Raw genomic sequence first — 11552 nt, 5'->3', positions numbered from 1 at the left:
GTCCGTGCAACACCGAACACGTGGCGTCTTGATTCTCATCGCTCCTCAGTAAGATCTGTCAACATCTCTTCCAGTTGTTCGCGCGTGAACCACTTCCCGCGAACCATGACACCTATCGGTCGCCTGAGCCGAGTTACGTCCTCAAGGGGATTCTCCTCAATCAGAAGGAGATCAGCACGGGATCCTGTAGTAATCGAGCCGAATTCATTTTGCTTACCTAAGAACCAAGCCGGTACAACTGTGGCCGAGCGTATCGCCTCGTACGGTGTCAGACCACTATCGACAAGCAACTCCAACTCATAGTGGAGAGATGATCCCGGTGTGACTAACGACAACCCCATAGCGTCTGTTCCGGCCATCAGGGGCACCCCCGCCCGATGTAGCGCGTTGGCTACTTTTTTCATGAAATCCGTATAACGATATCCAGGTGGTCCAGTCCTTTGCGCTACCCGACTCCATATCTCCCGTGTTTCACCGTTCAAATACGCGATCATGGGATCTTCTGTAAGCCTTGATCTTCCGGGACCACCGATGGCCTCGTACGCCACCAGTGTTGACTGCACAGGGATATCCGCGTCGTAGACTCGCTCTGCAAGACGTTCAATTCCGCCATCACTACTCCGCCACGCGATCGGTACCCAGAAAGTTAGACCGGCGACAACGACCACAAGGCTGGAAACGGACGCCAGCGTGGCTTGGCAGTTTGAGAGGATAGGCGTGCCCGTGTCGCGCCACATCGTTGCGGTCAGTATCAACATGATCACCGAAGCGGCAGCCAGAACGAAGATCAGTAATGTAAACGCCAGACGCAGTGCGGTGCTTTCAAAAAGAGGACCACCGGGTAAGAACAAGGCCGCACTGACACCTGCGAGCAAGCCGGCTAGCCACGCTAAGGTAGAGTAACGGCGAATACGTGTGAGTCTGCGTGGAGGCGGCGGCGCCGTCGACCGAAACCTCCGAGTTATTGCCGCAATACCGTTCGTCAAGACGATGATGGTCAGAAAGACTAATCCCGCTGCCGTAGCAGTCAGCCACGCTAGGTTGCTGGCCAGTGGTAAGAAGTGAATATTCGACAACATGCCCAGGTGTGCTAAGGGTTGCCTGGCCAGAAGAAGAGTCTCCAAATCAAGGTTAACCGGGGCGTGACCCACGAGTGGGATACCGACCTCGCGCGCCATGTCATTCATCTTAAGATAGGCCTCACGAGACAAGCCAGTCGTCGTGAGGAAACCCGCTTCAGGCGTCCACACTTCGTGGAATTTGATGACATCATAGCCAGCACGAAGCTGAGCGGAAATTTCCTGCACGACTTCTTCCACGGTGTTCACGCGAGGTTCGTTGATGAACTCCCCCGACGAGTAGATCGTCGGCCCAAGGAGTTCGCCCTCTTTGATGCGTCGCCTCCACTCGAGTTGCGTAATTGAGCCTCTTAGATTTATCACAGACGTAACGCCGTACGCCAGGTACAGTGGCGCATCACCGAAATCGGGTCGGGCGGGTGCCCAAGGCATATCGGTAGTAAGGTGTACGTGCGCATCTGTCAGGCCGGGAACTAGATAACGACCAGAACCGTCGATCACGATCGCACCTTGGGGTATCTGGATCTCTGGAGAAACGCCGATGGCGGTAATGCGATTTCCCCTGACTATCACGGTCTGCCCCGGCTCAATCCGCTCGTCATTCATGCGGATCAAGTTGACGTTAACGAAGGCGACGTCGCCCACGACAGGCTGCGACTCGACTCTGTCCTGTTGCGCGGTAATGGGGCCATTCATGCCAAGAATCAAAAGGGTGACCATAATGATTCGGGCCAATCTCATGAGGTGCACTCCTGTAGACCTACAGGGTATTTCTGGTGAGCTTACATCCTCTAGTCGGGAAACCTACTGACTAAGGGCCTAAACCTAACCCCTAGGTCGACACAGAGGACTTCGAGTTTGGTACTAAGTTTGGTGTAAATCAAATACAAAGTTCCGCCTCTGGATCTTTCGTAATTCTTCGATCTACGGTTTGCCGGATTACGGTCTTCTACAGACTTAGACGCTCATTTCACGTTCCGGGTTACAGGGTTCCGATCAAACTTGTTTGGGTAGCGGCTACCACCGATTCTAAGTCTAATCGGCAGATTATTGCATCATCTGAATTTGCTGAGTGAGCAATTTCAACTAATTTCCTTAAGTTCCTAACTTCCCCACAGCATACCTGAACGTCACCCACAGGATCTTCACGCCCGCCTTGACAGCTCCAGACAGCGTGCCCGTAATCTTCGAAACCCCAACCCGCTTCCGATACCGCACCGGCACGTCAAGCGTCCGATACCCCTTCTGCGCTGCCTTGATCTGCATCTCGACGGTCCAGCCGAAGTTCTGATCCGCCATTTCCAGTTCGAGCAGCCGGTCGTAGCGTATGGCCCGGAACGGTCCGAGGTCGGTGTACCGATGGCCGTAAAGCCACCGGATGATCCGCGGTACGAGGACGTTCCCGATGACGGCCTGGACCGGCATGGAGCCCGGCGTGCGGTGGCCCAGCATCCGCGATCCGATCACCAGGTCGTAGCCCTCATCCGTGATTGGCTGTACAAGGTCCTCCATCTCTTCCGGGTAGTCGCTGTAGTCGCCGTCCAGGAACACGATGACGTCCGGGGCGAACCGTGCAGCTTTGGCCATGCCGCGCAGGCAGGCCGCTCCATAGCCACGCCGGGGTTCCCGCACGACGACGGCACCGCCCTCCTCGGCCACGGCTGCCGTCCCGTCCGTCGACCCGTTGTCCACCACGATCACGGCCTCGGCCATCCGTTCCGGGATATGGGCCAGGACCAGCCCGATCGAGTCCTCCTCGTTCAGGACGGGAATGATGACCACGATGTTCCTACTGTCCGTCGACCGCGCCCTATCCGGCATCGCCATATCTGGCCTCGCCAAATCCCTTTCGATCCGTGTTTACAGTGGTCTCCAGCGGTCCGGGCCCGCCGTACATAGTGTATAATTCGCTTGACAAGCCCCCTACATATACTAATATATCCCCTTAATAGTCTCCTGAAACCCATTTTCAACCCGATCCGACTTTACCGTATTTCAAACCGGCTGTATTCGCCATCAGGATCCGTGTCCGATGCGTCTCTCCCATCTTGAAATGATCGGTTTCAAGTCATTCTCCACCCGGCTGAAGGTGAAGTTCAGCGACGGCATCACGGCCGTGGTCGGTCCGAACGGCTGCGGCAAGTCCAATATCGTCGACGCCATTCGCTGGGCCCTGGGGGAGCACCGCGCGACCTCGTTGCGGGGCGACCGGATGGAAGACATCATCTTCAACGGAACGGCCGCCCGCAAGCCCCTCGGCATGGCGGAGGTCTCGCTGACGATCGACAACAGCGAGCAGAAGCTGCCCGTCGAATACAGCGAAGTCACGATCACGCGCCGCTATTTCCGCTCGGGCGCGAGCGAATACCAGATCAACAAGGTGCCCTGCCGCCTCAAGGACATCACCAACCTCCTGCTGGACACGGGCATGGGCGCCCACGCCTACTCCATCATCGAGCAGGGCATGGTGGAATCGGTGGTGAACGGCAGCCCCCTGGAACGGCGCCAGCTCATCGAGGAGGCCGCCGGCATCAACAAGTACAAGACGCGGCGGCGCCTGGCGCAGCGCAAGCTCGAAGGCACCGAGCACGACCTGGTACGCATCGCCGACCTCCTGGACGAGGTCGAACGGAGCGTGAGCACGCTGCGGCGGCAGGTGCGCAAGTACGAGCGGTACGAGCGGCTGATGCAGCAGATGAAGGACGTGGAGATCGTGGTCGCCTGTCACGCCTTCCAGGACCTGCGGAGGCAGACCGAGCCCGTCCGGGAACGGATACGGCAGTTCGCGGAGCGGAAGGAAGCCATTCAGACGCGCATTCGGACCGCCGAGGCGGAGGTCGAGAAGAGCAAGGCCGTCCAGCTGGAAAAGGAGGAGAAACTCCAGCAGCGGCAGGACGCCGTGAACCAGATCGACGACCAGATCCGGTCGCTGGAAGAGGAGCTCCTGGTGAGCAAGGAGCGTCGGACCGGCCTGGAGCAGCGGGCCCAATCCGCGTCGGGGGAAGCCGAACAGGCAGAGACCGAACTGGAAAACATCCGGTCCCAGCTCGCCCGGATCGGGGACGACCGGAAGACGCTGGAAACGGCGCTGGAACAGGCGCGCGCTACCTTCGCGGAGCGGGATGAGGCGTCCCGGACCTACGCCGGCCGGATCTCCGCGCAGAAAGAATCCACCCAGGCGCTGCGGGACCGCAGCATGGCGGCGATTCAGCAGCACTCGAGCGAGCTGGCGGCGATCAGTTCCCTTGAAGCCCGCGAAGCATCCCTGCGCGAAAGAAGCGCCGAGGTGGAGTCCGCCCGTAAGAAACTTGCCGAAGAACTGACATCGAAGAAGGCGGCCGTCGAGACCGTGCAAAAAGAACTGCGGGACGTCCGTGGTGTGGTGGAAGAGAACGCGTCGCTGCACGCGAACCTGACGGAATCCGTCCAGGACGCGCAGCAGTGCATCGAGTCGGCCCGGGACGAGCTGTCCGGCCTCGAAACGACCATTGCGACGGCGGAAAAGGAATGGGCGCTCCTCGACCGCATGCACCGGCAGTACGAGGGATACGGCCAGGGCGTCCGGACACTGCTCACCAACGGCGCGGACGTCGATGGGCTCCGCGGCGTGCTGGCGGACGGGATCACCATCGACAAGGATTACGAAACCGTAATCGCGGCCTACCTGGACGACATGCTGCAGTACGTGGTGGCCGGCCGCACAAAAGATGCCGAGGCGGGCCTGGCCTACCTCCGGGAGCAGGAGGCCGGCCGGGCTTCCTTCATCCTCCTGGACCGCATGAAGTCCCGCCCCGCGCCCGCGGATCTGCCCTTCGAGGACGACGGCATCATCGGCCGCGCGAGCACCATGGTCAAGTCCGACAAGGCGCTGGCTCCGGCGGTGACCCACCTGCTCTCCAGGGTCGTGCTCGTGAAGGACGTGGAAACGGCCCTGCGCCTTTCCCCCTTGTTCGACACCGACCAGGATTGGAAACTGCTTACGGCCGGCGGCGAGGTCGTGGACCCGGCCGGCGTACTGACCGGTGGTTCGTCCGGACCGTCCGAGGCGGGCGAGTCGGACCTCCTGCGCCGCGCGGAGCGGATCGCGGAGATCGAAGGGGAACTGGAGGAAGACCGGGCGCAACGGGACAAGGTCGCCGGCGAACTGGTAGGCCTGGAGACGGAACTGGCCGCGCTGGCTGAACGGCAGGCCTCCGTCGAGCAGGTCCTCGGCGAGTCCCGGCGCAAGTTGATGGAAACGGAGTCCAGGGAACGGCAGTTGGATTTCGAACGGGCCCGGATGTCGGAACAGGACGAAGAACTCGCCCGTGAAGCGGATTCCCTGGCCGCGGACGCGAAGGCTGCGGCCGGGGAGCGCGAGAAACGTAAAAAGGCGATGGATTCCCTCGCCCGCGACCGGGTATCGGCCGAAGCAGAAGAACGGACCAACCAGCAGACCCTGGACGAGATGGAGGAGGAACGCCAGCTCCTGGCCGAAGCGGCCAACGAAGCCCGGGTCGCCCTCGTGTCCATGGAGAGCCGGAGCAACGAGCTGAGCACCACCGATGAATTCCTCACCCAGGAGAACGAGCGCCTGGCCAATCTCCTGACGCAGCGTAAGTCCGAGGCGGTGGAGGCCGGCAGCCAGTCCACGGAACTGGAGAAGGCCCAGAAAAAGAATGAAAAGCAGCTGGAGACGCACTACACGACCCGGCGGGAGCGCGCGGTGGATCGCGACGCCGTCCTCGAAGAGCACCAGAACCTGCAGGAAGCCGAACGCCAGCTGCAGCAGCACCTCGGCGAGAACCGGAACGAACTGACCCAGGTGCAGGAGCAGGTGCACCAGGCCGAACTGGAAGACGCCGAGTTGTACATGAAGAGCAACGAGATCCGCCGGCAGTTGATGGACCGGCACGACACTGATCCGGAGGGCATGGACGAACTGCCTCGGATCGAGGAACTGGACGAATACTCAACCGACGCCGCCCAGACCCTGCGGGACGGCATCCAGCGCAAGGTGGACGACCTGGGGCCCATCAACATGGCGGCGGTGGAAGAGTACCGCGCGGGCAAGGAGCGGCTCGACTTCCTCCAGCAGCAGCAGAACGACCTCATCGAGGCCAAGGACAACCTTGAGAAGACCATCATCAAGATGAACAAGGCCGCCCGGTCCCGCTTCATGACCACCTTCGAAGAGGTCCGGACCAATTTCATGACCACGTTCCAGACGCTGTTCGAAGGTGGCGAAGCCGACCTCATGCTCGAAGAAGGAGACCCCCTCGAAACGGGCATCGAGATCATGGCGCGGCCGGGAGGAAAGCGGCTGCAGAGCCTGGCCCTGCTGTCCGGCGGCGAGACGGCCCTCACGGCCATCGCCCTGCTCTTCGCCATCTACCTCGTGAAGCCCAGCCCCTTCTGCGTGTTCGACGAGGTGGACGCGCCGCTGGACGACGCCAACGTCCGGCGTTTCGCCAGCGCCTTGCGCCAGTTTACCAGCGACACGCAGTTCCTGGTGGTCACCCACAACAAGCGGACCATGGAAGCCGCCGATTACCTCTACGGCATTACCATGGAAGAACCCGGCCTGTCCAAGATGGTCTCCGTGCGCCTCGAGGATGCCGAATCGGAGGCGCTGGAACCCGCGGCCGCTCCGGGCGAGGAGGCCAACGGCGCCGGAACGGTCGGGGTATAGGTGAGACTTGATCGTCATCGGAGTAGCCGGCGGCATCGCCTCGGGTAAGTCCACGGTGGCCCGGGTTTTCGAACGGCTCGGCGCCCGCGTCCTGGACGCCGACGCCATCGGCCACGACCTGCTTCGGACCGAGCCGATGCGCGACGCTATCCGGTCGGCCTTCGGCGAGGACGTCCTGACGGCCGAAGGGGACGTGGACCGGCGGGCTCTCGGCCGCGTGGTCTTCGGCGACGAGCAGGCCCGGCAACGGCTGAACCGCCTGGTTCGGCCGGCCATCCGCGCGGAAATACGCCGCCGGATCGCCGGGATGCGCGGCGAGGGTTACGACGGGGTCGTCGTGGTGGACGCCCCCCTGCTGGTCGACACCGGACCCACCGACCTGGCCGATCGGGTCATCCTGGTCACCGCCCCGGCCTCCACGCGGAAAGAACGGATCATCCATCGCGGCCTGACCGGGTCCGAGGCCGAAGCGCGTATCTCCGCCCAGGAGCCCGACGCGAAACAGGGCCGGTGGGCGGATTTTATCCTGGAAAACAACGGTACGCGGGACGAATTGATCGAGAAGGCCGAAGCGATCTGGAAGCGCATCGTTTCCTGAAGCGGCCGCCTGCCCACGCCGCTTGGTCGATCAGCCGGGCCGCCAGGGCCTCTTTACCTGTATAGGCCGCGTTCTTCGATGTATCCCGCCACTTCCTCCGGGACCAGGTGGGCGATGGGAAGCCCTGCACCGGCGCGGCGGCGGATGTCCGTGGAGGAAATGTCGATCTCGGGGAGCTGGATGGCGACGACCCGGTCGCGCCAGCGGGGATCCAGCCCGGTGAGGTCTTTGCCGGGCCTTGGGACCGTTACGACCGTCGCCAGTTCGAATACCCGGTCCGGCGCATGCCAGGTGTCGATCTCGAGCAGGCTGTCGGCCCCGATGACGAGGTGGAACGCACAGGACTCGCCGTAAATCGTCCGCAGCGCTTCCAGCGTGTCCACGGTGTAGGACAGGCCGGGACGTTTGATCTCAGCGTCCGACACCTCGAACCGGGGGTCGTTCCGCGCGGCCAGCTGCGCCATGCGGTACCGGTCTTCCGGCGAGGCGACGGCGTGTCCCCGCTTGTGCGGAGGGCGGGCGGAGGGGATGTAAAGGAGCCGGTCGAGGGCGCAATGTTCGACCACGCCCCGGGCAATGACCAGGTGGCCGGCGTGGATCGGGTCGAACGTACCCCCGTAGACACCAAGCCGTTGGATTTTCACGGTGAGTTGCCGCTCTCGGATTCGGCCGGTGAGGATCCGTCCGTTGAAGGTGGATCGTCCGTGGAAGCCGGGCCGTCCTTGGAAGCCGGACCGTCCTCAGCCAGGGATGGCGCCACGTAACTGCTTCTCAGTTCGGAAAGACGCTTTCCGGCCTCCGCCGACCGTTCGTTTTCGGGATAGCTCTGGATGAAGATCTCGAACTGCTCGATGGCTTCCCGGTATTTTCCCTCCCTCGCGTAGCTTTCGGCGATTTCGAATTGCGCCCGGGAAGCCCAGTTGCTCATGGGGTAGGTTTCCAGCAGTTCTCCGAAATAGAGACGGGCCGCTTCCCAGTCCTTCAACTTGTAGTAGAGGTTGCCGATCCGGTAGTCCTTCTCGGCCACCTTGTCGAAACACTGCTGCAGCAGTTCGTGGACTTCCGCGCTCCATTCGCTGTCGGGGTACTCCTGGAGGAAAAACTGAAGTTCGCGAATGGCTTCGAAAGTCTTGTCCTGCGTGAGATGGGTCGGATTGGACTGGAGGAACGTGGCATAGGCCAGCTTGTACTGGCTCTCGTCGCTGTACGGGCTCTGGGGAAAATCACTGATCAGCCGGCGGAACACGAGGGTGGCCAGGGGGTACTCCTTCAGTTTGATGTGCATCTCCCCCTGGTGGTACAAGGCGTCGTCCACGATGTCGCTGCCGGAATGGCCGAGGGTGATGGCCCGGAAGGCGTCCAGGGCATTGAGCCAGTCCTCCTGTTCCACGCGCTCCATGGCGTAGTCGTAGAGCTCCTCCGCGGTCCAGTCGGACTCGAAACCGGGCGGGCTGCAGGCCGGGAGCACGAGCAGGGCGAGGAAAAACCCAGTGACGGGGATCCTGAAGCGGAGTAAGGGCGGGATGATCATGCCGGTGTTCCAAATTGAGCGGGAAAAGTCTGTGGGTTCGACCCTTGCTGCGGGTTCGACCCTCGCTGCGGGTTCGACCCTCGCTGCGAGTTTGGCTCACCGGGCAGTGAGGCGCCGGTCGAGACCACGCCGACCAGGTCGTATTCCATGGCGTCGGTGATGTCCACGGAGGCGAAGTCTCCAGGGGCCAGACCGTCCTCGGGAGCCAGCCCTTCGCCGGTGACCAGTACCTCGTTGTCGACCTCCGGCGCATCCGCGGCGGTCCGCCCGGTGTAGTGCCCTTCATCGGTCCGTTCGTCGATCAGCACGTCGACCGTCTTCCCCACGAAGGACCGGTTGCGATCGAGGGATATCTCGCGCTGCAGCGCCATGAGCCGGTCATGCCGCTCCTGCTTGACGGGCTCGGGGACCTGCTCGTCGTACCGGGCGGCCGGCGTCTGCTCTTCCTGCGAATACATGAACACGCCCATGCGGTCGAACCGCGTTTCCTCGACGAAGTCGTAGAGCTGTTCGAAGTCCTCTTCGGTCTCTCCCGGAAAGCCCACGATAAAGGTGGTCCTCAGCGTTGCGTCCGGCATCCGGTCGCGGATCCGTTTCAGCAGCGCGCGCGTCTCCTTCGACGTCGTCTCGCGGTTCATGCGGTCGAGCATCGGGTCCGATATGTGCTGCAGCGGCATGTCGATGTAGTTGCAGACCCGTTCCAGGTCGGCGAAGGCATGGATCAGCGAATCGGTGAACCGCACGGGGTGGTTGTACAGCGCCCTGATCCACCGCACGCCCTCCACGGCGTTCAGCGCGGCGAGCAGGTCCTCCAGCCGGGCCGGTTCTTCCAGGTCCTTTCCATACCAGGTGGTGTCCTGCGAGATCAGGTTCAGCTCAACGGCGCCCTGACCGGCCATCGTGCGGGCCTCTTCCACCAGGGAATCGATGGTCCGGCTCCGCTGGCCGCCCCGGATGGCCGGGATAATGCAGAACGTGCACCGGCGGTCGCACCCCTCGGCGATCTTGAGGTAGACGGAATGAGGCGGCGTGGTAATGACTCTCGGATAGGAATAGTCGGTGGGCAGGGGCTGCCTGCGTATCTCCCGCAGGGTCTCGCGCCGGCCCCGTAGTCGGTCCAGCAACTGGACGATGCGTGGGTATTGATGCACGCCGATCACGGCGTCCACCTCCGGCATTTCGTCGACCAGGCCGTGGGCATACCGCTGCGCCATGCATCCCGTGACCACGAGCGAATCGCACCGGCCGTCTTCCTTGAACCGTGCCAGGTCCAGGATGGTCTCGATGGACTCCTCTTTGGCGGGACCGATGAACGCGCAGGTGTTCACGATGATGACGTCCGCGTCGCCGTGGTCGGCCACCACGTTGTATCCAGCCCGGGTGAGCTGGCCCAGCATGACTTCGGAATCCACCAGGTTCTTCGAACAACCCAGGCTGGCGAGACTGATGTTGGGCAATTACATTCTCCGCTTCTTCGCGCCGTCCTTCAGCGCAGGTCGACCCATTCGACCCCCTCGGGCGCTATCATTTTGAACAGGCCGGGATCGAGTGGGTCGTTCAGACGGTAATCCATGAAATGCAGGGTGGTTTCAGACCCCATATCGTCCGTATACATTACTTTCCGCGTAAGCCAGTCTTCCTCGTCCACCCAGATGCGCAGCTCCGGAAGGTCTTCGGCCGGTTCGACGGCAGTGAGCCTGAGCACGGAGCACCGCAGGCCATCGACCGGTTCCCTGCCCTCCAGCGCGTACAGGTAGCGGTTCGAGTAGTTGAATATGAAATCGTCCGGTCGGCCTGGTCGGCCTGGCCGGCCCGAACGCCGGGGTTCGGACTCCGACCCCTCTTCCCCCGCCGGCGACACGATGACCTGCCGGTTGCCGGGCACATAAGTCCACAACGTTTCGCCGTCTGAAACGATGATCTGACCGGCCTCCTCCAGGCGAAGGCGGTTCCGGTCCCGCTGCAGATAAAGGTTTCCCTCGGTCCCGCTCCGACTTTCAAGCACGGCCGCGTACGTCATAACGACGTACCGGGCCGCCAGCGACCGCACGCCGTCGAGGCGCTCGCGCATCTTTCCGGTGACGGTTTCCGCCGTATGATGCTTCTCCGGCGCTACGGAGCCCTGCAGCGGTCCGACGTCTCCCGGCGCACCAGCGTTCCACGGCGTTCGGACGCCCCCCGTCGTTTCGACGCCCGGCAGTACCATCAGGCCAGTCAACAGGCCGACCCAGAGTTGTGCGGCCATGCCGCCTCCTCTAGCGGGATACCCATGCGAATCACGTCCTTCGCAAGCCTGAAAATATGCATCCTAAACGCGTCCACGTCAAGTTTTACACATGGATGAATGCCCTGACATAAAGAACGGGGAAAGCCCCCGTGGGTTCCCTCCCCGTTCCCTGCACTGCCAGTTGTCCTTCAGCCCGACCGACCAGTCACGGCATCGCGGGCGGTCCTCGCTCGTACCGAACCTTGCCGTCCACGATGGTATACACGATTTCCGTTTCCAGGATCTGGTTCTCGGGCACGGTCATGATGTCCTTCGAGAGCACCGTGAAATCGGCGAACTTGCCGGGCTCGATGGATCCGAGCACGTTTTCGTGAAACGAACCGTAGGCGGCGTCCAGCGTATAGGACCTGAGCGCCTCCTGTCGCGACATGCGCTGGTCGCCGAAC

At 62.2% G+C, this 11552-nt stretch carries 9 protein-coding genes; 2 read left to right on the top strand and 7 right to left on the bottom strand.

The genetic code is table 11. The features are described 5' to 3' along the window. Positions 1–35: 35 nt before the first annotated feature. Together OXH56_04940 and OXH56_04935 are read right to left on the bottom strand one after the other, a co-directional pair. Entirely contained in the window at positions 36–1820 is a 1785-nt protein-coding gene (locus OXH56_04940) for an amidohydrolase family protein (GenBank protein ID MCY3554649.1), read from the bottom strand. A gap of 354 nt (positions 1821–2174) precedes the next feature. After that, positions 2175–2906: a glycosyltransferase family 2 protein gene (locus OXH56_04935; protein MCY3554648.1), complete on the bottom strand. Its 732-nt coding sequence runs from the start codon at positions 2904–2906 to the stop codon at positions 2175–2177. Between the two features lie 205 nt (positions 2907–3111). Here OXH56_04935 and smc point away from each other — a divergent pair, with 205 nt between their 5' ends. Together smc and coaE are read left to right on the top strand one after the other, a co-directional pair. Further along, positions 3112–6750 (top strand): chromosome segregation protein SMC, encoded by a 3639-nt coding sequence (smc, locus tag OXH56_04930; GenBank protein ID MCY3554647.1) that lies wholly within the window; start codon positions 3112–3114, stop codon positions 6748–6750. 7 nt (positions 6751–6757) lie between these two features. Further along, entirely contained in the window at positions 6758–7348 is a 591-nt protein-coding gene (gene coaE / locus OXH56_04925; protein ID MCY3554646.1) for a dephospho-CoA kinase, read from the top strand. 53 nt (positions 7349–7401) lie between these two features. Here the strand turns inward: coaE and nadD are convergent, their stop codons facing one another. The 5 genes from nadD to OXH56_04900 form a co-directional block, all read right to left on the bottom strand. Continuing rightward, positions 7402–7992 (bottom strand): nicotinate-nucleotide adenylyltransferase, encoded by a 591-nt coding sequence (gene nadD, locus OXH56_04920; GenBank protein MCY3554645.1) that lies wholly within the window; start codon positions 7990–7992, stop codon positions 7402–7404. Continuing rightward, on the bottom strand, positions 7989–8879 hold the full coding sequence (gene bamD, locus OXH56_04915; GenBank protein ID MCY3554644.1) for an outer membrane protein assembly factor BamD: 891 nt from the start codon (positions 8877–8879) through the stop codon (positions 7989–7991). The genes nadD and bamD overlap by 4 nt, the downstream gene beginning before the upstream one ends. Continuing rightward, positions 8876–10336, bottom strand: coding sequence for a 30S ribosomal protein S12 methylthiotransferase RimO (rimO, locus tag OXH56_04910; GenBank protein MCY3554643.1), 1461 nt, complete (start codon positions 10334–10336; stop codon positions 8876–8878). Before rimO ends, bamD begins: the two co-directional genes overlap by 4 nt. Before the next feature lie 29 nt (positions 10337–10365). Further along, positions 10366–11124, bottom strand: a complete 759-nt coding sequence (locus OXH56_04905; protein ID MCY3554642.1) for an outer membrane lipoprotein carrier protein LolA — start codon at positions 11122–11124, stop codon at positions 10366–10368. A gap of 187 nt (positions 11125–11311) precedes the next feature. After that, positions 11312–11552: amidohydrolase family protein (locus OXH56_04900; GenBank protein ID MCY3554641.1), on the bottom strand; the 241-nt coding region annotated here is incomplete at its 5' end.

It is taken from the genome of Gemmatimonadota bacterium, assembly GCA_026702745.1.
Taxonomy (GTDB): Bacteria; JAAXHH01; JAAXHH01; order JAAXHH01; family JAAXHH01; genus JAAXHH01.
This window is presented reverse-complemented; position numbering and strand designations above follow the sequence as displayed.